19 protein-coding genes and 1 tRNA gene are annotated in these 21,449 nt (G+C 46.7%); all 20 read right to left on the reverse strand.

Annotated elements, in window-relative coordinates:
- Nucleotides 1–2: 2 nt before the first annotated feature.
- On the reverse strand, nt 3–1,151 hold the full coding sequence (locus AC3IRK_RS11235) for an AI-2E family transporter (RefSeq protein ID WP_131972418.1): 1,149 nt from the start codon (nt 1,149–1,151) through the stop codon (nt 3–5).
- A gap of 25 nt (nt 1,152–1,176) precedes the next feature.
- The gene (locus AC3IRK_RS11240) at nt 1,177–2,625 is read right to left on the reverse strand and encodes a glycosyltransferase family 2 protein (protein WP_131502750.1); all 1,449 of its coding nucleotides are present in this window, start codon (nt 2,623–2,625) and stop codon (nt 1,177–1,179) included.
- Nucleotides 2,612–3,634, reverse strand: a complete 1,023-nt coding sequence (locus AC3IRK_RS11245) for a HEAT repeat domain-containing protein (RefSeq protein ID WP_188004572.1) — start codon at nt 3,632–3,634, stop codon at nt 2,612–2,614. The genes AC3IRK_RS11240 and AC3IRK_RS11245 overlap by 14 nt, the downstream gene beginning before the upstream one ends.
- Nucleotides 3,631–4,383: a response regulator gene (locus tag AC3IRK_RS11250; protein WP_489169975.1), complete on the reverse strand. Its 753-nt coding sequence runs from the start codon at nt 4,381–4,383 to the stop codon at nt 3,631–3,633. Before AC3IRK_RS11250 ends, AC3IRK_RS11245 begins: the two co-directional genes overlap by 4 nt.
- Nucleotides 4,384–7,431, reverse strand: a complete 3,048-nt coding sequence (locus AC3IRK_RS11255) for a hypothetical protein (protein ID WP_131502753.1) — start codon at nt 7,429–7,431, stop codon at nt 4,384–4,386.
- Nucleotides 7,432–7,583: 152 nt separating this feature from the next.
- Nucleotides 7,584–8,165 carry a ribosome biogenesis GTP-binding protein YihA/YsxC gene (gene yihA / locus AC3IRK_RS11260; protein ID WP_012371013.1) on the reverse strand — a complete coding sequence of 194 codons (582 nt, stop codon included), beginning with the start codon at nt 8,163–8,165 and terminating at the stop codon, nt 7,584–7,586.
- A 1-nt stretch (nt 8,166) separates the two neighbouring features.
- The gene (lon, locus tag AC3IRK_RS11265; RefSeq protein WP_489169976.1) at nt 8,167–10,476 is read right to left on the reverse strand and encodes an endopeptidase La; all 2,310 of its coding nucleotides are present in this window, start codon (nt 10,474–10,476) and stop codon (nt 8,167–8,169) included.
- A gap of 71 nt (nt 10,477–10,547) precedes the next feature.
- Entirely contained in the window at nt 10,548–11,813 is a 1,266-nt protein-coding gene (gene clpX / locus AC3IRK_RS11270; RefSeq protein WP_026827787.1) for an ATP-dependent protease ATP-binding subunit ClpX, read from the reverse strand.
- 233 nt (nt 11,814–12,046) lie between these two features.
- Nucleotides 12,047–13,339, reverse strand: coding sequence for a trigger factor (gene tig / locus AC3IRK_RS11275; RefSeq protein WP_012371016.1), 1,293 nt, complete (start codon nt 13,337–13,339; stop codon nt 12,047–12,049).
- 108 nt (nt 13,340–13,447) lie between these two features.
- Nucleotides 13,448–14,470 carry a hypothetical protein gene (locus AC3IRK_RS11280; protein WP_131972416.1) on the reverse strand — a complete coding sequence of 341 codons (1,023 nt, stop codon included), beginning with the start codon at nt 14,468–14,470 and terminating at the stop codon, nt 13,448–13,450.
- A 21-nt stretch (nt 14,471–14,491) separates the two neighbouring features.
- Nucleotides 14,492–15,004, reverse strand: coding sequence for a hypothetical protein (locus AC3IRK_RS11285; protein ID WP_251138592.1), 513 nt, complete (start codon nt 15,002–15,004; stop codon nt 14,492–14,494).
- 114 nt (nt 15,005–15,118) lie between these two features.
- Nucleotides 15,119–15,192: transfer RNA gene (locus AC3IRK_RS11290), tRNA-Arg, on the reverse strand.
- A gap of 66 nt (nt 15,193–15,258) precedes the next feature.
- The gene (locus AC3IRK_RS11295) at nt 15,259–15,765 is read right to left on the reverse strand and encodes a metallophosphoesterase family protein (protein WP_489169977.1); all 507 of its coding nucleotides are present in this window, start codon (nt 15,763–15,765) and stop codon (nt 15,259–15,261) included.
- A 6-nt stretch (nt 15,766–15,771) separates the two neighbouring features.
- Nucleotides 15,772–16,368 (reverse strand): XTP/dITP diphosphatase, encoded by a 597-nt coding sequence (locus tag AC3IRK_RS11300; RefSeq protein WP_489169979.1) that lies wholly within the window; start codon nt 16,366–16,368, stop codon nt 15,772–15,774.
- Nucleotides 16,365–17,117, reverse strand: coding sequence for a ribonuclease PH (rph, locus tag AC3IRK_RS11305; RefSeq protein WP_131502760.1), 753 nt, complete (start codon nt 17,115–17,117; stop codon nt 16,365–16,367). The genes AC3IRK_RS11300 and rph overlap by 4 nt, the downstream gene beginning before the upstream one ends.
- Nucleotides 17,108–17,923 (reverse strand): glutamate racemase, encoded by an 816-nt coding sequence (racE, locus tag AC3IRK_RS11310; RefSeq protein ID WP_188004578.1) that lies wholly within the window; start codon nt 17,921–17,923, stop codon nt 17,108–17,110. Before racE ends, rph begins: the two co-directional genes overlap by 10 nt.
- Nucleotides 17,924–18,010: 87 nt before the next feature.
- Nucleotides 18,011–18,274, reverse strand: coding sequence for a phosphocarrier protein HPr (locus AC3IRK_RS11315; RefSeq protein ID WP_012371023.1), 264 nt, complete (start codon nt 18,272–18,274; stop codon nt 18,011–18,013).
- A 65-nt stretch (nt 18,275–18,339) separates the two neighbouring features.
- Nucleotides 18,340–18,795, reverse strand: a complete 456-nt coding sequence (locus AC3IRK_RS11320; protein WP_131502762.1) for an acyl-CoA thioesterase — start codon at nt 18,793–18,795, stop codon at nt 18,340–18,342.
- A gap of 66 nt (nt 18,796–18,861) precedes the next feature.
- Nucleotides 18,862–19,668, reverse strand: a complete 807-nt coding sequence (sdhB, locus tag AC3IRK_RS11325) for a succinate dehydrogenase iron-sulfur subunit (protein ID WP_114595290.1) — start codon at nt 19,666–19,668, stop codon at nt 18,862–18,864.
- A complete protein-coding gene (sdhA, locus tag AC3IRK_RS11330; protein WP_012371026.1) occupies nt 19,668–21,431 on the reverse strand; it encodes a succinate dehydrogenase flavoprotein subunit in 1,764 nt (587 codons plus the stop codon). Before sdhA ends, sdhB begins: the two co-directional genes overlap by 1 nt.
- Between the last annotated feature and the right edge of the window lie 18 nt (nt 21,432–21,449).

The raw sequence follows: 21,449 nt of genomic DNA on the forward strand, positions 1-21,449 counted from the left end.
TCTTATTTCGTCGAATCGGTAATGATCCGTGACTCCTCGATCTGGACATCCAACTTTTGTTGACGCAGACGATAAATCCGGGCAATGTTTTGAACGACGACTTTGGTCACGGCATACGTCGGGACCGCTAAGATGACACCGATGATGCCGCCAATTTTACCGGCAACGAGTAAGACGATGATGATGGTCAACGGGTGGACCTTCAACGTCTTCCCTTGGACGTAAGGTGAAATCAGATTCGATTCAATCTGTTGGGCAACGACAATCGTAATGATGGCGTAGAGCGCTTTGATTGGATCATCGATGAATCCGACGATGACTGCAGGAACAGCACCGATATAAGGTCCGAGATAAGGAATGATATTCGTGACCGTACAGAACAGCGCCAGCAGCAACGCATATTGAATGTCCGAGAGGAAGAATCCGATCAACGACATGAGACCGACACATAACGAAACGATGACTTGACCATTCACATAATGTTTAACCGTCACATGCATGTCATGAAGAATTTTACGTGTTTCCGTTTCATAGCTTTTCGGTAAAAGTTTGACGACTGAATTCGGAAACTTATAACCGTCGAGTAACATGTAGACCAAAATGAATGGTACAAGCACGATGATCAGCACGGTCGAAGAAATGACACTGAAAATCGTCCCGACAGAGGTCGACACCGACTTGAACAACGTCCCGATGTAAGATGTCGCTTCATTCGTCCATTTATCAAACAAATCGGTATTTTCATGTACCCAGTTGGAAATGAGTCGATTGTTCATCAGCTGATCCCGGAGGTTCAGCGTCTGGTCCCGCAGTTCGACGACCAGATTCGGAATGCTCGTTACGAAGTCCGAGACTTGCTCGACCAGAATCGGTCCGATGGATGCCACGGCAATCGTGATGACACCGAGAAATCCGAGCAGGACGATTAAAACAGCAAGACCCCGCTTCTTGACCCGCTTTTGCAGTGCATCAACAATTCCAAGTGTGAAGTAATAAAAAATACCGGCGATAATCAACGGTGGGAAAATCAGGGCTAACATCACTTTAATCGGTTGGAATAAAAATGAGATTTTCGTTCCGACCCAGATGACTAAGAATATCGTCAAAATCCAAAGTAAGGCTTTAAACCATTTGTTTCGAAGTAAATCCACGAACAGTCCTCCTACGAGTTTACAATCAACTTGTTTTTTCTTTCGCTTCTTCTGTTACGACATCATCCAGTCGTTGTCGTTCCATTTTACCCCATTGACCGCGTCCCGTCATGAACTGAATTAATCCGCCCAGTTTAAAGAACACGAGGATCGGCCGGTACCAAAACGATTCTGTCAGTGACCACAGGAACAATCGAATCAATTCCTTGACGTTTTTAAAGCGGTGCATCGTCCATTCTTCAAGCAAGACAGCCCCTGCCGATAATAATGAGCCATACAATAGAGCCACCGTCAACAGAACGATGCCAAACTCAAAATTAAGCGTTCCGACAAGTAGATTTAATGGAATGATGAAATAACCGATCAGTTCGACGATCGGACCCAATAATTCAATCAAAAAGAAATAGAGCATCGAGACACTTCCGACAAAGCCGTAGCGCGGATTTCCAATCATCCGCTTATGCGTCCATAACGTTTCCGCCAGTCCACGATGCCAACGGCTCCGTTGTGAGCGTAAGACTTCCATCGTATCCGGTGCCTGAGTCCAGCAGACCGGTGACGGGACGTACTCAATTCGTTTGTCGATATCATTTTCTTTCATGTACCGGTGCAGCCGGACAACCAGTTCCATGTCCTCGCCGACAAGTCCTTCTTTGTACCCGCCAGCCTGAACAACGATTGCCTTTTGAAATAATCCAAAAGCCCCGGAAACGATAAGGAGCATGTTAAAACGGCTTAGCCCAAGACGACCGAACAGGAATGCCCGGAAGTACTCAATCATTTGCATCAACACGATCCGTTGTTTTGGTGTCCGAATCTCAACAATTTCACCGCCCTCGATTGTACAGCCGTTGACGAGGAAAATCGATCCGCACGTCGCAATGACATCTTCATCGGACTCAACAATCGGTTTCATGACTTTCAAGAGCGCATCCCGCTCAAGAATTGAATCCGCGTCCAGTGAACAGAAATACGGATAACTGGAATAGTCGATTCCGGCATTCAAAGCATCCGCCTTTCCGCCGTTTTCTTTATCGATGACAATCAAACGGGCATCGATTCGGGAACGGTAGACCTGTTTAACCGGTTGCGATCCAATCAGGATCCGTGGAAACCGCAATTCCTTTTCCAGTTCGTACATCTTAAACAGTTCACTCATTGTCCCGTCACTTGATCCGTCATTGATGACAATGACTTCATGTTCCGGATAATCGAGTGCAAGCAACGCCTGAACACTCGTGACAATCGTATACTCTTCATTGTAAGCCGGAACAAGGATACTGACCGGTCGTGTATAAAGAGAACGCATCAACGGAAGATAAGAACTTTCCTTTCGTCGGAATCGTTGTTTTCGGACCATTTGTGCCGAAATCAGATACAACGAGGAATAGAAAATGATGACGAGAATCATATAAATCAGGACAGTCCATGATAAAACATCAATGATTTTTTGAATGGTTTCAGATGACAACATGTTGTTTCATCTCCTTTGCTAGCCGTTCCGTCGCTTTTTGTTTCGCATAGCGGTCAGGATGATCTTTTGCGACAAGCGCCAACTGTTCGAGACCACCACAGGCAAGCAGGGCATCAAATGCCGCCGTTCGTACCCACCAAGAACGACTGCCGACAAACGGCAGGATGTAGTCGACAGAATCCTTTGGTGTCACATTTTCTAAAAAGCGCAAAGCTAACATCTGCTCGACCCAACTCGTTTCGTCTTCCAGATAGGGAGTATAAAGCTGCCAGTCTTCTTCAAGACCAATCCGTGTCAGCGCACGCAACGCCCGTTTTCGGATTTCCGGATTGACGTCGTTCGTTTTGCTCCGGACCAGCTCTGCATATTTTGTCTCGTCGCGGTCATAAATCAGTTGGAGAATCGCCATTTGAAAAGACTCTGTCAGCTGATCAAAGTCTTTTATCCATGGCGATAAATCGTGACTTCGCCCGACAGCGAGTACCGCTCCAAAAAAACTGATCTCGTTCTTCTGTTTTGCTTCCTCGATGGCTAGGCTCGGAGAAATCGAGACCAACGTCCGGATGATGACGTCTTCTTCTTCTTTTGACAGTTGTTTATGCAATTTTTGCTGAAGAGTGTCAGCGACCGGACTCAACCGGAACTGGGCAATCGCTTCATAGGCATTTAGACGGCGATCTATCCGACGATGCCGGATTTGTTTTTGATAATAAGACAATAATTTCGTTTCGACATAACGGTAAATTTTTTCCTGATGCGCCTCGGTTGCCGTTAAATTCGTCAAAGCAAACAACTCCAGTTCAACCAAGTCTTCATTTCCCGGCACGATATCTGGCATGTCTGTTTGTTCACCTGTCGCATAATCGTAGATGTCGTCCCGAAAACGCAGTTGCCATGTCAGCCGGTTATCCTCTTGCCTAGCGCGTTTACGTTTTTGAATGACCAGATACATGAGAGCAGCCACCTGAAGAATGACGAGGATAAGGATGAAAGTCAGAATCCATCTCATTCGTTCATCCCCTCCAGTTTTCTGAGCCAGGCACGGAATTCTTCAATTTTAAGCGGCAACGTCATAACACCATCTACGCCACGTTCGATGGCGAGGACATGATCCCGTTCACGGTTGTACATCGAAATCATGATGGCGTGAAACGGCATCACACTTTCTGTTTTAGCACGTAAGAGCAGTTCAAGACCGTCCGCACGTGGAAGCGCGGAAGAAAAGACCAACAGATACGGGCGCGTTGCTACATGTTCTTCCAAAAATGATTCTGTCCGTTCGTACACGGACAGATTCTCAAAACGGTTGGTCAGTTCACGCTCCAAGAGACGTTTTAAATGCGGATCCTCGGTCACGATGACGGCATCAACAATTCGTTGAACCCGCTTGTAGCGACTGATCCGGTCAAGCAACACATCTACCGTGACATCAGCCGGTATTACTTCACGTGCATTATCAAGCAGATACAGAGAACTGTCCGATTCATTCGGATTGAGATAGAGAACTGGTATTCGTTCTTCTTCAACAGCACTGCTCGCGAGGACGACATCTGCATAAGAGATATCTGTCCGGACACAACGTCCTTGCTCAATTAAATCATTAACCGTTTCCGGCATTAAACCAATAGTATGGATGAACATAACACCAGAGGTCGATTGCTTAATTTCTTCATCTGACGCCATATGCGCAGAACTCGTTTCCTCGTCTAGCGGTGCAATGGATGCATTGATCAGTTTCCACATCTCTTCCCGGCGCATTTATCTCACTCCTTCTTTAAACGCTTTTTGCATCGTTTGATAAACCGGTTTCAACGCTTCACGCTGTTGCGGATTCGTCCATTCCGACCAATTGTAAAAACCACGGTCTTTTTCCGGAATTCGTGTCGTCCCGATTTGACCGGTCACTTCAATCCCTTCCGTGATCATCTTCGCTTCGAGCCCGTCTTTCCAAAAATCTCCGATGATTTCATGTTTGCTTGGGTCGCGCATGTTCAATAACATCCATGGAATCCGGAGTTCGATTTGTTTCCGCTTCATGTCGGAGATATCGGTCAAGATACTTTCCGGTGGTCCTTCATGTAAGATACCGGTGTCCCACTTCACTGCCGGCTTGATAATTTTTTTAGTGACCGGATCCCGTCTTGCATAGTCGAGCATTTGGTAAATCGGATTAAAGTTTCCGCTGTTTTGTTGATCGGATGGTGGTTTGACCATCTCAAACGGTTTTTTCAATCCGTAATGGTAACGGAAGATGTCATACCGTTCATCGACATCGAGCCGTGCTTGATCGGCAATCGTTAAACGATATTCTGCTCCTTCTTCCAGTTTCAACGGTCCCACTTGTAAGTTGCCATCGTTCGGTTTCGTCGAAAAGGCGAGTGTCGTCGGTTCCGCTTTTTTCCGGTCAATCCGGACATACAGATAGGCTTCATCTGATGTCATGTAAATGGCTTGACCGTCCGTTTCCGCTACTGGCGCATAACCTTTCCAATCATCCATTTTTCCGTCAATCGTAATATCGGATCTTAAGAAACCGAGCATTCCGAAATGTTGTTCGCTCGTTTGAACATTTGACCAACGCGGACGCGTGTTGGCATCATCGTAGTCCATCGTGTTCCACGTCCGTTTAAACCATTCATCCTGCCAGATGAAGACCAGTCCGCCGGCCATTTTCGTTTCAACGATGTCCTGATACAACTTCGCCACAAGTTTCCCCTGGTTTTCTTCACTGACATGCCCTTGATCAAATCCATTCGGTCCAAGGTGAGTTTTACCGCGCGAACTCGGAATACCAAATTCGGAAACAAGTAACGGCATATCATGATAGTCTTTCATCCGTTTAAGATACCGGCTGTATGACTCTGAGTCGGTATCCCCTTTCCGTCCAAATTCTTCCTTGATGAACGATGGATAGTACGGGTAAATATGGTACGAGGCAAAGACGCCGCCTGCAAACTCTTTTGTGGCCTGGATATGATTGAAATCAATCGATACTAAATCCTGTTCTTCTTCCACTTCATTTGGGTGTGCAAGCGGATCCGTCGTCGGCCAGTTCGTCGCTGCGATCGGCCGGGTCGTTTTGTACGCGTCGAGCTCATGTTGTGTCGCACCATCCATCCGACCGGCTAACCACGACTCGAACGGAGATGCCTCTTTTGTCGTCGTCACATATTTCCCGTCGTATCGAAGTCCTTTATTCTTTTTGTTTGTTCCGATTACGGCATCCGGTAACCATTCAATCCCGAACACAAATGCCGAGACGTATTGCGAAACATCTGACGTATAGGTTCCGGAAGCATGACCGACAACTTCTTTGACGACAGCATTGCCGTGAACCACGTCGACCATCCGCTTCGCTTCCGTATCCGTCATCTTCAAAAATTTCGGTTCGAAGGCATTTTTTAATTCCTCGAACGGTTTTTCTTCGACCCACATGCCTTGCATTAAATAAATCGGTGTTTTCGCCGTTTCATTGTAAGCTTTTAACGCATCATAAAAAGCGGGAGGATGGAGGGTATAAATCCGGATGGTATTGACGCCCATCTCGCCCATCTGCTTCAGCCACCGGTCGTATTCATTGCGGCTGATGGCGTGTTCTCCCGGGAAAGCGCCGGGACGTCCTAGCCCAACATTCACACCTTTAACAAAGTATGGTTTCCATTTTCCGTCTTGATACATTTCAAGTGTATCTTGACCAGAACGTGCCCGTGTACGGACCGTCTGATTGTTAACTTTCGTTTGTGCCAACGGTTTAACTTGCGCCGACTGCTGTTTTACGACTTTCGTTTCTTTCAAGATACGACTGATCGTCGGTGCATAGACTTTCCAAAAGAATGCAGTCTCGCTGTCTGCACTATCCAAAATGAATTGCTTACGGAACCACTCGAGACCGGCATAACGATAGTAGCGCGGAATATCGGCCACATCTGTGAAGTCACCTGCAAAATAATGACCGCTTCCCTGTTTGACATATGCGGGGAATTCAAGTGGCAATTGCCGTTCACGCAACATGGCTTGTGTTTTCTTTGACGGATTCCAAGAGAAATGCGCCTGTTGTTCGCCTCCGTCAAGCTCCAACACTTCAAACCAGTAGTTGTAGCGGACTTCATCCTTCGCCTGTCCCTGGTTTTTATCCCATGTGTATAAAAGTGGCGTCTCATCATTGACGAAAAAGACTTCTTCCGTTGAGTCGTTGATGAAGACATAACCAGGTCCCGATAATTTAAATGCTTTATCTTTTGCCTGAAGCTTCAATTTATCAATGACGGTCTGATCGAGTCCCTGTAATTTTGTTAAGTCCGGGAAAAAGCGTCCGATCCATCCTGTCCATGCCGTACCAAACAATTGCCGAAACGCATTGGAGCGGTCGGATGGTGTCGGGCTGGCTGCTGTATTAAACTCTGCGACGACTGTCTTTCCTTTTGAAATCGCATCTGTTGCCAATGCCACATCCTCAGCCGTCAGTCCGCCACGATGTTGTTCCTTACCATCGACGGTATAGGATTTCCCGTACGTGTCCGTAAACAACAGGACATCCGCCTTTGATGCTTGTTTGAGCATCGTTTCGCCTTGCGTCCCGTCATAACGGTTTACGTAATCCGTGTATGTATAGTTCTTTCCCTCATTCTTCGTGATTTTCAAATGATTCAATAACCAGGTCGTTCCTGCATGCTCCCGTTGTTGTTTTCCTACCGTGTAATCAAACAGGATTACGTTTAATGTCCGTTCCTTTTGAATGAACCAAATCAATAATGGTGTCAAAATCAAAAGGAGAATTACTGCTGCGATCCATTTATATCGCTTCATCTTTACACGTCCCTTTCCGTCCCCTTTGTTTTTTCTATTGTAACGTGAAAACAATCTATCGCATATATGGGAACTGCTTATTTCTGAAAGGTATATTTTGGATAAAAAAAAAGAAACGACTACCGTTAGGCAGTCGCTTCGACTCATTTGCATTATAAGTGACGGTAGATGGCTTCCCATGCTGCGTCGACACCTTCACCGGTTTCCGAAGAAAAGGGAATAAATGTGTCTTGCCCGTCAAACTGTAATTTCCGTTTAATCGCCGCAATCTGTTTATCCCGTTGACCACGCTTGATTTTATCGAGTTTCGTCGCTACGACGATGACCGATAAATCGTAGTATTTCAAGAAATCATACATGATGACATCATCTGCTGAAGGTTCATGGCGGATATCGACGAGGAGGACTACCCCTTTTAAGATTTCACGTGTCGTGAAATACTTTTCCATCATCTTGCCCCATGCCTCACGCTCGGTTTTTGAAACTTTCGCATATCCATAACCGGGTACATCGACAAACATGACTTCATCATTAATATTGAAGAAGTTTAACGTCTGTGTTTTACCCGGTTTTGATGATGTGCGGGCGAGTGCTTTTCGCTGAACAAGTTTGTTGATGAACGACGACTTTCCGACGTTCGAACGTCCGGCGAGTGCCACCTCTGGAAGGAGTGGTTCCGGATAATGTTCCGGATTGACACCACTCGTAATAAAATCTGCTTTATAAATTTTCATGTTACTCTCCTTTTAATGCATGTTCGAGCACTTGATCCATTGTCGCGACCGGTATGAAGCGAATGCCGTCCCGGACCGTTTCAGGAATGTCATCGATATCACGTGTATTGTCTTGCGGCATCAAAATCGTCGTCAGACCCGCACGATGAGCGGCGAGTGACTTCTCTTTCAGACCACCAATCGGCAAGACCCGTCCCCGTAATGTAATCTCTCCGGTCATCCCGACATCTCGCCGCACCGGACGTTTCGTCAAGGCGGAAATCAATGCTGTCGCGATCGTAATTCCTGCCGAAGGACCGTCTTTCGGGACTGCGCCTTCCGGAACGTGAATGTGGATGTCTTGTGTCTCATAAAAATTCGGATCAATCTTAAACGCTTCCGCATTCGCCCGAACAAAACTGTGCGCCGTTTGAGCCGACTCCTGCATGACGTCTCCCAATTTCCCTGTTAACTGCAATTTTCCTTTACCTGGAGCGAGACTCACTTCAATCGTCAGTGTATCGCCCCCAAATGCAGTATACGCTAAACCGGTCACCGCGCCAATCGTATCTTCGAGTTCACTTTGACCGTAACGGTAAATCGGTTTACCTAAAAAGTCAGGTAAATTACGTTTTGTGACCGTGACCCGTTTCTTTTCGCCCATCGCGATTTGTTTCGCCGCTTTTCGGCATAACGCACCGATGACACGCTCTAAACTCCGCACACCAGCTTCTCGTGTATACCGCCGCACGACCTCTTGTAAGGCATCCGGTTTAACCGTCAGTTGACTTTTTTTCAGGCCGTGCTCTTTTAATTGTTTTGACAATAAATGCCGGATGGCAATCTCTGTTTTTTCCTGTTCCGTATAGCCGCCGATTTGAATCAGTTCCATCCGGTCAAGCAGTGGCCCCGGAATATTTGAAACATCATTTGCGGTCGCAATGAACAGGACGTTTGATAAATCAAACGGTTCTTCGATATAGTGATCGGAAAAACTGTTGTTTTGTTCCGGATCCAGCACTTCAAGCATCGCTGAAGACGGATCGCCCCGGAAATCGTTTGCCATCTTATCGATTTCATCGAGCAGGAAGACCGGGTTGTTTGTTCCGGCTTGTTTCAAGCCGCGAATGATGCGGCCGGGCATGGCTCCGATATAGGTCCGGCGGTGTCCTCGGATCTCGGCTTCATCACGGACTCCACCAAGCGAGACACGTACGAATTTGCGCTCGAGCGCTGTAGCAATTGAACGGGCGAGTGAGGTCTTCCCTACTCCCGGAGGACCGGCCAGGCATAAAATCGGACCGCGTAACGAATCTGTCAACTGGCGGACTGCCAAGTATTCCAAAATCCGTTCTTTTACTTTCTCGAGACCGTAATGATCTTCATCCAACTGTTCCGATGCGGCTTCGACATTCAGGAAGTCGTCGGTCGCTTCGTTCCACGGAAGGGAAAAGAACCATTCGAGATAGTTTCGGATCACACCGTGTTCCGGACTCGTTGCCGGCACGACGGAAAGACGATTAATCTCTTTTTCGATATTGATGACTGCCGTTTCCGACAAATCAAGCATTGCCAGTTTTTCTTTATACTTCACGGCGTCACTTTCAGCGGAGACTGCTTCTCCACCAAGTTCCTGTTGAATCGTCTTCAGTTGTTCACGAAGATAGTATTCACGTTGCGACTGTTCAATCGTCTTTTTCGTCCGTTCCCGCATTTCGCGTTCCAGTTCGACGACTTCATATTCATGTTTCATGACATCAAGCAGCATGACCCCGCGTTCAACCGGATCGTTTTCTTCGAGGAATTCCTGTTTTTTCGCGATGTCGATCGGCAATTTCGACGCGATGTAATCCGTCAACGAGTCGAGTCGTTCATATGTTTCAAAACGACGTCGTTCGTCCGTCCCGATTCCTTTGATGCGTGATACCAATTGCCCGAACTGTTCCTTGATCAGACGGACGAGCGCTTCCTGCTTCGCCCCTTTGATGTCTGCTTTTTCAATCGGTTCAATGTTTGCTTGGTACCCTTCGTCCGTTTCCGTTACTTGATCAATCCGGACACGTTCTTTACCGATGACCCGCACGCGGACCGTATCGTTTCCAAGCTCACTCATTTTTGCAATCTGAACAAGTGTACCGATCGTATGCAGGCCGTCAACAGACGGTTCTGCTTCCGGATCACGTTGCGTAACGACGACCAGATCAATTTCATGTTCTTTCGACGCCAGTAATGCTTTTAGCGAGACAGGACGCCCGACATCAATCGTCAGGCCGATTAATGGGTATGCGACGACACCACGTAGTGGCAATAATGGATATTGTTTTGTCTTCATCAAAAATCTCCTCCTAAACAAAAAGACTCGGAAAGGCGTACAAGTAGCCTCCGAGCCGATTTGTCACGGTGTTACGCCGTTTCTTTTTCTTTACCATGTTCAATTGTGCCATCTTTCAACTCGAGCGTTGGACCGCGTTTTCCAGTCAACGTTTCCGCTGTGATGATGACTTTCGCAATATCTTCACGCGATGGAATCTCAAACATGATATCAAGCATCGTTTCTTCAATGATTGAACGAAGACCACGTGCTCCTGTTTTCCGTTCAATTGCAAGTTTCGCAATCTCAACGAGTGCATCATCTGTGAAGTCGAGTTCGACATCATCCAGTTGAAGCATTTTTTTGTATTGTTTGACGAGTGCATTTTTCGGTTTTGTTAAGATTTGAACGAGCGCTTCTTCGTCAAGTGGCTCAAGTGTCGCCATGACAGGTAAACGTCCGATGAATTCCGGAATCAATCCGAATTTCTGCAAATCTTCCGGTAAAGCAGCCGCAAGGATTTCTTTTTGTGTCAGGTTACGGTTCTCAGAATCGTTTCCGAATCCGATGACCTTTTTACCAAGACGACGTTTAATCGATTGATCGATTCCGTCAAAGGCACCACCGACAATGAACAAGATGTTCGTCGTATCGATTTGAATGAATTCTTGATGCGGATGTTTCCGGCCACCTTGTGGCGGAACGCTCGCAACTGTACCTTCTAAGATTTTCAGAAGCGCTTGTTGTACACCTTCACCTGAGACATCACGTGTAATCGACGGATTCTCAGATTTACGGGCAATTTTATCGATTTCATCGATGTAGATGATACCTTTTTCTGCTTTTTCGACATCATAGTCAGCAGCTTGAATGAGTTTTAAGAGAATGTTCTCAACATCTTCCCCCACATATCCGGCTTCCGTCAGACTTGTTGCATCCGCGATTGCGAACGGAACATTCAGAATACGGGCCATCGTTTGTGCGAGGAGTGTCTTACCACTACCAGTCGGTCCAATCATGACGATGTTCGATTTAGACAATTCCACGTCGTCAGCACGTCCACCAGCATTGATCCGTTTATAATGATTGTACATCGCGACAGATAACGATTTTTTTGCTTTTTCCTGTCCGATGACATAGTCATTTAAAGTCGCACGGATTTCATGCGGTTTTGGTACGTTCTTCAGTTCGACTTCTTCTTCTGTACCAAGCTCTTCTTCGACGATCTCATTACAGAGTTCGATACATTCATCGCAAATGTATACGCCAGGTCCAGCAACAAGTTTGCGCACTTGTTCTTGTGTCTTTCCGCAGAAAGAACATTTTAGCTGACCTTTTTCTTCGTTAAATTTAAACATAAAGGTCCACCCCTTTAACGTGGAATTTGGATAGATCCGTTTCGCATCTATTCTCACGTTTTACTATTTATGATTGTAGCATGAACAAGGAAACTCTTTCAAATCTTGGATGAGCGTTTTACAGTTTGATTTGAAAAATATAATTTTGTTTGTCCTTGTTTGACCTATCGTACAAAAAAATCGACTTCAAGACCAGAAATTGGTCTTGAAGTCGATCCTGTTCGGTTGTTTGCTTATTTTGCTTTTGCGTTGTCAACGAGAACGTCGATTGCTTTACGGAACTGAAGATCACCTTTAAGTGTATCCAATCCGCCTTGTGGTGCAAGCATCGTTTCGAGTTGATCTGCAGGAATGTTGTAGAGTTCAGACATCGATTGAAGTTCAGCTTGCGCTTCTTCTTCAGTGACTTCGATTTTTTCATCTGCAACGATCTGTTTAAGAACGAGACGAGCTTTAACGCGCTCTTCTGCTTGTTCTTTCATTTCAGTGCGCATCGCCTCTTCAGTCGTTCCAGTTAACTGGAAGTACATGTTAAGGTCAATTCCTTGTGACTGAATGCGTTGTGTGAATTCTTGGACCATACGTTCAACTTCGTTTTCAACCATGACTTCTGGAAGATCAACTGTTGCGTTTTTAGTCGCAGCTTCAACCAACTCATCACGCATGGAAGCATCAGCTTCTTGTTTGCGTGTGTTTTCAAGACGTGTACGAATTTTTGTTTTCAACTCATCAAGAGAAGAAACTTCTTCGTCCATTTCTTTAGCGAACTCATCTGTCAATTCAGGAAGTTCTTGTGCTTTGATTTCGTGGATTGTTACTTTGAATACGACTGGTTTTCCAGCGAGTGATGCTTCATGGTACTCTTCTGGGAACGTGACGTCGATATCTTTTTGCTCGCCTGATTTAAGACCAACCATCTGCTCTTCAAATCCTGGGATGAAGTTTCCAGACCCGATGACGAGTGAGTAGTTTTCTGCAGTACCGCCGTCGAATTGGTTTTCACCATCGAAACCTGCGAAGTCGAATACGACTGTATCGCCATTTTCGATCGCGCCGTCTTCTTTAACGACGAGCTCTGCACCGCGTTCTTGCATTGTTTTGAGTTCAGCATCGACATCTTCGTCTGTAACGTCTGTTTCGACTGCTGTGTACTCAAGGCCTTTGTACTCACCGAGTGTTGCGTCCGGCTCAATCACGAATGTGATTTTGAACTCAACTGGTTTTCCTTTTTCGAGTGTTTCAACGTCAATGTTATCAAGCGCGATTGGCTCGATTCCAGATTCGACGACAGCACCTTCGATTGTGTCTTGATATAAGATATCAAGTGCATCTTGGTAAAGTGCTTCTTCGCCGTACATTTTGTTAAACATTGCGCGTGGCATTTTTCCTTTACGGAAACCTGGTGTGTTCAATGTCTTAACGACTTTTTTGAACGCTTGGTCTACCGCTTTATCAAATGCTTCAGCAGGCGCTTCATACGTGAGAACGCCGAGGCTACCTGATTGTTTTTCCCATTTTGCAGTCATGCTGAGTCCCTCCAAAAATGTCAATTAGCGTACGTGTGTGTACAACAAGTCACATTATAGCACAATCGTTCTGAGGATTACCACTGTTGAACAAGGCATTCTCTTGAATTAGAGAAGTAATGCCTGCTCATACTGTTTCCCTTCCGGTAACACGAAATGAACAGCCTGATAAATCTTTTCAGCTTGTTCACTCAAGTCGGATGGTGGTGATTCCGAAATGAAATCGAGTTCAGTCAATTCATCGACCGCATCCAACCACTTCTGCCAGCCGTCGTCCCCCTTCAGTGTTTCATTTGGAAAGACGATTTGATACCAATTCATGAACAACAGTGCCTTGAACGGATCCATTCGTTTTAACTTAAACGTCTCATCACTAAAAGCCTGTAGTTCCATCGCCTGTCTCGCCACATGTCTGTTGAGTTGATCCGGATCTTCAAAGACATGCTCTACCCGGATGGACGGAATGTATATCTGCACCGGAAATAGATCCACATTCTGAGGCAGTTGTGGAAGTAACGCCTGAATGACGAGAACACTCTGTTCTTTGACATCTTCTCCCGTGAGGTAGTCATGAACGATATAGTGGACGAAAGAAGGATTCGTTCTTAAATCGATTTGTCCGATCGAACGAAACTGTTCCTCCATCGTCCCGAGCCGGTAAAGCTCGACCCACTCACCTTCATCTGCGTGCATAGGTGATGTTTCACGGATCTTCACATAGGAGGAATCATCCGTTTGTCGCGCATTCCCCTTCTTACGCGAAAGCGATTGGGCCATTTCGTCTAATTTTAATGCAAGACCATAAGGAAGATAGGGAGAGGCAGTTCGTAAGGCCACGTTAAACGAATACCGCTCTCCCTTTTCATACATGAACAGCGCGATGAGTTGTTCGACACCGTCTACATCCAGAAAAGGATCTGCCACTTGTAAATAAGCTTCCACACCATGTTCAGTTGTCAAAAAAGCTTCCTGAATCGTGTAGAGTACATAGAGAACGTCTTCTTCTGTTTTCCAGTCCTCCAATTGCACGAGCTCAGCTGCCAACTCGTCTTGGCTCAATCTGGCAAGCCGCTTGCGTTCGTCTTCCAAGGGTTGTTCCATCCAACGTGATTGCGACTGATTCACAGTCATCCCACCTTTTTCATATCTGTCTTACTTTGTGAACGGATCAAGCAAAGACGTCCAGTTCGAGATAGCCTCTTGTAATTGCCCCGCCTGTTCGATTCCCATTTTGTTAAGTGTATCCAAGGAAACATCCGTTTCCAATAACCGTGTGATGTCTTCCGATTGATTCACGTACTGCTCAAGTTTTTCACTTAAGTTCTTCAGTTCTGCTGGCGGACTGTCTAAGTTTGCAAGCCGTTCATCAATCTGGTTCAATTCTTCGTTCAACTGTTGGACCGTTCCATCATTTTTTAATTGTTCGATTTGCTGATCCAGGGCTTGTTCCGGATTCGCCGCATCACGTGCTTCCGTCGCTGCTTGATCGAGCTTTGTCGATAACTCAGATGTCACTTGCGACGTATCCTTGGCAATGTCTTGCAATTGTCCTGCATAATCGACACTATTCTTTACGTCTGTCACTTGCTGTTTTGCATTATCCACTGTATCCGTAACCTCGCTACAGCCGGCTAAAGCCACTGTCAATACGAGGATTCCACTCATTCTCTTTAACATCCTTATCATCCCTTTCAAGTTCATGATACCTTAAGTATACCCGAAAAAAGGGATAAAAAAAAGAGACCTCCCTCATAAGGGAAGCCTCTATTTTAATTATAGTGTCCCAAGAGGGATTCGAACCCCCGACCGACGCCTTAGAAGGGCGTTGCTCTATCCAGCTGAGCTATTGAGACGTGTCAACACGAATAAACTATACTAAAACAATTCTTTCGTGTCAATCACATTCGCAAAAACTCTTTTTAAAGCACTCCCTCGAGATACAGGGCATTGATTCTTTCGCCTGTCAAATCATAAAAATCAACCGTAAATTGATTATTTTCTACCGTCAACAAGGCATATGTCTTTTCCGGGCGATGACGTGGCATCCGAATCGAGCCCGGATTGATAAATAATTTCCCGTCCCGCTGTTCGGCTTTCGCGACATGCGAATGACCGTATAAAACGATTGCTGCCGCTTTCTGATCGGCATGGTGAACCAATTGATCAAGACTGTACTTGACGTCCTGCCGATGACCGTGGACACATAAGACACGAAACGGTCCTAGCTCTTCAACGACGTCGTCCGGAAAATCATTCCCATAATCACAGTTCCCTTTCACAACACGATAGGGGTATAACGATTCGGCATCTCTTGTCAGTTGGGAATCACCGCAATGAAAGGCAACATCTGCTTCTTGGTGGCGGTTGAATATCGTCAATAGTTCCTGATCGAGACCATGGCTGTCACTTACGATTAACGCTTTCATTTAAAATCACTCTCCCAAAAAAGTAGTTAATGTCGCTTCAAGTTTTCGCAACGCTTGTCCACGATGACTGATGGCCGCCTTTTCACTTTTCGTTAATTCGGCCGCCGTCTGATTTAAAGGCGGAATAATAAACAATGGATCATAACCAAAACCGTTTGTTCCTTTTAATTCAAATCCAATCCGTCCTTCCATCGTCCCACGGACAGTCAATGTTTCACCCGACGGTTTTGCCAGTGACAAAGCACAGACAAATCGGGCTGTTCGCTGTTCTGCCGGTATGTCCGCTAACTTTTCTAACAGCAACGCGTTATTAGCAGCATCTGACTTGTCCTCTCCTGCAAAACGGGCCGAGTAGACACCCGGTGCTCCGTCTAACGCATCCACTTCAAGCCCGGAGTCGTCCGACAGTACGGCATGACCAAAATAGGCCGCTGCCTCTTTGGATTTCAATTCCGCATTTTCTTCAAATGTCGATCCGGTCTCTTCGGTCTCAGGCGCCGTCTCATAATCCAGTAAGGATTCAACGTCGTATCCGAGTCTTCCAAGCATCGCCTGAAACTCACCGACTTTTCCGGGATTTCTCGTTGCTACGATAATTTTCATCCGTGCTCCACCTCTTCCCCGACATACCACCACGAGGCGCCTAACGATTGTTCCGCCGCATGGAGGAGTTCTTCAATACCCTTTTCCCCAAGTTCGAGCATATCGAGCATTTCTTTGCGAGAAAAGGTTGCTTCTTCTCCTGTCGCTTGCAGTTCGACGATTTTTCCGGACGATGTCATGACGAGATTCAAGTCGACATCTGCCGCTGCGTCTTCTTCATAACAAAGATCAAGCAATAACTCCGTCCCGACTTTCCCGACCGATACTGCTGCAATTCCTTCTTTGATTGGTGTATCTGTCAGCTTACCGCTTTGAATCAATCCGTCAACCGCTAAGACGAGCGCCAGGAAACCACCTGTAATGGCCGCTGTCCGGGTTCCTCCATCTGCTTGAAGAACATCACAATCAATCCAAACCGTCCGTTCGCCTAATTTCTCAAGATTGACGACAGACCGCAATGCCCGGCTGATCAATCGCTGAATTTCCATCGTCCGTCCTGTCTGCTTGCCTCGAACGGATTCCCGGCCTGTCCGTTGTGCTGTCGCCCGCGGTAACATCGCATATTCGGCATTGATCCATCCGTGTCGTTTCCCACGCAGGAAGGGCGGTACTTTTTCTTCGACCGTCGCTGTACATAAGACCCGTGTATCACCAACCGATATCAGCACCGATCCTTCTGCGTGTTTATTGACACCCGTCTCGAACTGAATCGTTCGCATGTCTGCTTGTGCTCTTCGATCTAAACGCATTTTTCTTCCTCCGTTCCTAACACTAACCGTTTTGCCTGGACCGGTTGATTTAACCAGTCACTGGCGATTCGTTCAAAAGAGCGTGTATCACCGGTCGCATGATAGACATGCTCCGGAACGGTATCGTGTGCTGATGTGATGCCGTTATAATCAAGCAAAGCACTTACTTCAAGTGCGGTTTCGTCTCCCGAAGAAATCAGCTGGACGTCTGGTCCGATGACTCGTCCAATGACTTCTGCAAGCAGCGGATAATGTGTACACCCTAAAATCAGTGTATCCATATCGTACGAAAGCAAGGGTTTTAAAGTGTTCGCAACGACACGTTCCACATACGGTCCACTTGTCTGGGATGATTCAACAAGCGGGACGAACGGTGGGCAGGCCAACGACTCGACGACGACTTGTCCCTCGACATGACGTAATGCTTTTTCATACGAGTTACTTTCAATCGTCATTTTCGTACCGATGACACCGATTCGTTTCGAACGTGTGACTTTAACCGCAGCCCGTGCACCCGGATCGATGACACCGATGATTGGAATCGACAACTTTTGCCGGGCTTCCTTCAGGACGACGGCTGTCGCCGTATTGCAGGCGATGACAATCAATTTCACATCTTGGGCGACAAGAAAATCAATCATCTCCCACGTAAATTGACGAATTTCTTCTTCCGGCCGGGGACCATACGGACACCGTAACGTATCTCCGACATATATGATTTGTTCATGGGGCAGCTGACGCATCAATTCACGTGCGACCGTCAATCCACCAACCCCAGAATCTAATACTCCAATTGATCTATTCACGATTTCCCCTCACTTTCCTCTCATCTCATATGGTAACAAAAAAGGACGACGGTGCAAGACCGGCGTCCAAGAATGTACGATAAAGGATTACTGAGCAAGACCTTCGCTTGTCAGCATATCTGAAAGAGTCGTGATAGCTTCAGAAGCATCGTCACCGTTTGCAACGATTTTGATGTCTGAGTCTTTTGCGATTCCGAGTGAAAGAACACCCATGATCGACTTGAGGTTTACAGTCTTTCCGTTGTATTCCAAGTTGATGTCTGATTGGAATTTAGAAGCTGTGTTGACGAGTTGTGTTGCCGGACGAGCATGAATGCCTGAATCCGCGATGACTTTGAATGTTTTTTCCATGATTAAGAAATCTCCCTCCACTAATAACGTACTAGTGAGTCGTTTTCGAATATGTGAACTCATTATCAAATGATAACGGATTCGAATCGATTCTGCAAGGAATTTTTATATGCTTCATTCCATGGAAAGGCATTCCCGGAACGATCAATCTGAACCATCGAGGTCCGTCCTGTAAACATCAATTCCTCTTGTTCGCTGAACGCTGCGTAATGCACATCACACGAAGCCGTACCGACCTGTACAGGATAGGCGTAGACGGCAAGACGGGCCCGCGGATAGACTTGTCGGATGTAGTTACACTGTGCATCCGCGACGACGACGATGCCGTCGTCAGCAAGCGAGTAGCCCGTTTCTTCTAGCATCAGAGTCCGGACATCTTCGAAATAAACGAAGGGAACCCGATTATTCATATGACCGTAAGCGTCGGTTTCAGCGAACCGGACCGCGACATCAAGTCGCGTCCCGTGTTTCATCTGTTCCAACCACGGATCTAAATCATTGATATAACTAGGTACACGCACAATCATTTCCTCCTTAAACTATAAAAAGAAGGAGCATCGCCCCTTCTTTAATTTTACGTTTTTGTATTAATGACTAACTGCTTCACCCGTACGTCCTTCGTCACTTCCGAAGAATTTCTTGAATGAGTGCAATGTCGTCTGACGGTTCATTGCCGCGATTGATGTTGTCAGTGGAATCCCTTTCGGACACACTTCAACACAGTTTTGTGCGTTTCCACACTGCATGATTCCGCCGTCTTCCATCAAAGCTTCAAGACGCTCTTCTTTGTGGAACGCACCGGTTGGATGCGAGTTGAAGAGACGGACTTGCGAAAGCGCTGCCGGTCCGATGAAGTTCGACCGGTCATTGACGTTCGGACACGCCTCCAGACAGACACCGCATGTCATACATTTCGAAAGTTCATATGCCCACTGGCGTTTGTTTTCCGGCATCCGTGGTCCCGGACCTAAATCATACGTACCGTCGATCGGTACCCAAGCTTTGACTTTCTTCAAAGCATCAAACATCCGTTGACGGTCGACCTGAAGGTCACGGACAATCGGGAACGTCTGCATCGGTTGAAGACGAATCGGTTGCTCGAGCTTGTCGACAAGTGCTGTACATGATTGACGGGGCGTTCCGTTGATAACCATTGAACACGCGCCACATACTTCTTCGAGACAGCCCATATCCCAGTTGATTGGTGTCGTTTTTTCTCCGGCTGCATTGACCGGATTACGACGAATCTCCATCAAGGCCGAAATGACGTTCATGTTCGGGCGGTAAGGGACTTCAAATGCTTCATCATATGCTTTACCATCTGGTCCATCTTGACGTTGGACGATGAATTGAACCGGCTTTTGATTCGTTTTCTGTTCGAGTGGTGTCGCCATTATGCCTTCACCTCTTTCTTCGACTTCTTGCTGTAGTCGCGCTTACGTGGTGGAATCAATGATGTATCGACTTCTTCGTAATAGATTTCCGGATGACCGTTCGTATAACGGGCCATCGTTGTTTTCAAGAACCGTTCGTCATCACGTTCCGGGAAGTCCGGTTTGTAATGGGCACCACGGCTCTCGTCCCGTTTCAGGGCTCCAAGCGTAATCGCTTCCGCAAGATCAAGCATATGATCGAGTTGACGGATGAATGATGCGCCCTGGTTGCTCCAACGTGCTGTATCCGTTGCCGAAATACGTGTGAAGCGGTCACGGAGTTCCTTGATTTTCTCAAGCGTTTGCTCGAGTTTGTCATTGTAACGGACAACCGTGACATTATCCGTCATGACTTCACCGAGTTCACGGTGAATTTGATACGCATTTTCCGTACCTTCCATCGCGAGGATGTCGTTGAAACGGTTGATTTCTGCAATCTTATGTGCTTCGACGACTTCTTCCGGCATTTCATGGACAGACTGATCGAGATCGTTCATGTAAGCGATGGCTGCCGGTCCAGCGACCATTCCGCCGTATACGGCAGACAATAATGAGTTCGCCCCTAGACGGTTACCGCCATGCATCGAGTAATCACACTCACCGGATGCAAATAAGCCCGGGATGTTCGTCATTTGATCATAATCGACCCATAATCCACCCATTGAGTAATGGACTGCCGGGAAGATTTTCATCGGTACTTTTCGTGGATCATCTCCGACGAATTTTTCGTAGATTTCAAGAATCCCACCCAGTTTGACGTCCAGTTCTTTTGCATCTTTGTGGGAAAGGTCAAGGTAGACCATGTTTTCCCCGTTGACACCAAGCTTCTGATTGACACAAACATCAAAGATTTCGCGCGTCGCGATATCACGTGGCACAAGATTTCCGTAAGCCGGATATTTTTCTTCCAGGAAGTACCATGGCTTGCCGTCTTTATACGTCCAGACGCGTCCGCCTTCACCACGTGCTGATTCGCTCATGAGACGCAGTTTGTCATCCCCCGGAATCGCTGTCGGGTGAATCTGAATAAACTCGCCGTTCGCATAAATGGCACCTTGACGGTAGACAGCTGCCGCCGCCTGCCCTGTGTTGATCACCGAGTTTGTTGATTTTCCGAAGATAACCCCCGGACCGCCTGTTGCTAAAATGACTGAGTCAGCTGCGAACGCTTCGATTTCCATCGAACGTAAGTTTTGACATACCGCACCGCGACAAATACCTTCTTCATCGATGATTGCACGAAGGAATTCCCATCCTTCATATTTTTCTACCAAACCTTGCGCTTCGAACTTACGGACCTGTTCGTCGAGTGCATACAACAATTGTTGACCTGTCGTCGCACCGGCATAAGCCGTCCGGTGATGTAATGTTCCTCCGAAACGACGGAAATCAAGCAATCCCTCCGGTGTCCGGTTGAACATGACACCCATCCGGTCGAACATGTGGATGATTTTCGGTGCTGCTTCCGTCATCTTTTGAACGGGTGGTTGGTTGGCTAAGAAATCGCCGCCATATACCGTATCGTCCAAATGTTGGTAAGGTGAGTCACCTTCCCCTTTCGTGTTGACGGCCCCGTTGATCCCCCCCTGCGCACAAACGGAGTGTGAACGTTTGACGGGCACAAGTGAAAATAATTTAACGGGTACACCTTGTTCTGCTGCTTTTATCGTAGCCATCAAACCGGCGAGTCCTCCACCGATGATGACAAGATTCTTATTCGCCATGTTGTTAGTTCCCCTTTC

This window comes from Exiguobacterium sp. GL_137, assembly GCF_057834585.1.

Excerpts from the sequence above, each read along its gene's own strand:
- AC3IRK_RS11240 (WP_131502750.1), bottom strand. The coding sequence starts at position 2,625 with ATGTTGTCATCTGAAACCATTCAAAAAATCATTGATGTTTTATCATGG.
- AC3IRK_RS11245 (WP_188004572.1), bottom strand. The coding sequence starts at position 3,634 with ATGAGATGGATTCTGACTTTCATCCTTATCCTCGTCATTCTTCAGGTG.
- AC3IRK_RS11250 (WP_489169975.1), bottom strand. The coding sequence starts at position 4,383 with ATGCGCCGGGAAGAGATGTGGAAACTGATCAATGCATCCATTGCACCG.
- AC3IRK_RS11255 (WP_131502753.1), bottom strand. The coding sequence starts at position 7,431 with ATGAAGCGATATAAATGGATCGCAGCAGTAATTCTCCTTTTGATTTTG.
- yihA (WP_012371013.1), bottom strand. The coding sequence starts at position 8,165 with ATGAAAATTTATAAAGCAGATTTTATTACGAGTGGTGTCAATCCGGAA.
- lon (WP_489169976.1), bottom strand. The coding sequence starts at position 10,476 with ATGAAGACAAAACAATATCCATTATTGCCACTACGTGGTGTCGTCGCA.
- clpX (WP_026827787.1), bottom strand. The coding sequence starts at position 11,813 with ATGTTTAAATTTAACGAAGAAAAAGGTCAGCTAAAATGTTCTTTCTGC.
- tig (WP_012371016.1), bottom strand. The coding sequence starts at position 13,339 with ATGACTGCAAAATGGGAAAAACAATCAGGTAGCCTCGGCGTTCTCACG.
- AC3IRK_RS11280 (WP_131972416.1), bottom strand. The coding sequence starts at position 14,470 with ATGACTGTGAATCAGTCGCAATCACGTTGGATGGAACAACCCTTGGAA.
- AC3IRK_RS11285 (WP_251138592.1), bottom strand. The coding sequence starts at position 15,004 with ATGAGTGGAATCCTCGTATTGACAGTGGCTTTAGCCGGCTGTAGCGAG.
- AC3IRK_RS11295 (WP_489169977.1), bottom strand. The coding sequence starts at position 15,765 with ATGAAAGCGTTAATCGTAAGTGACAGCCATGGTCTCGATCAGGAACTA.
- AC3IRK_RS11300 (WP_489169979.1), bottom strand. The coding sequence starts at position 16,368 with ATGAAAATTATCGTAGCAACGAGAAATCCCGGAAAAGTCGGTGAGTTT.
- rph (WP_131502760.1), bottom strand. The coding sequence starts at position 17,117 with ATGCGTTTAGATCGAAGAGCACAAGCAGACATGCGAACGATTCAGTTC.
- AC3IRK_RS11315 (WP_012371023.1), bottom strand. The coding sequence starts at position 18,274 with ATGGAAAAAACATTCAAAGTCATCGCGGATTCAGGCATTCATGCTCGT.
- sdhB (WP_114595290.1), bottom strand. The coding sequence starts at position 19,668 with ATGGCGACACCACTCGAACAGAAAACGAATCAAAAGCCGGTTCAATTC.
- sdhA (WP_012371026.1), bottom strand. The coding sequence starts at position 21,431 with ATGGCGAATAAGAATCTTGTCATCATCGGTGGAGGACTCGCCGGTTTG.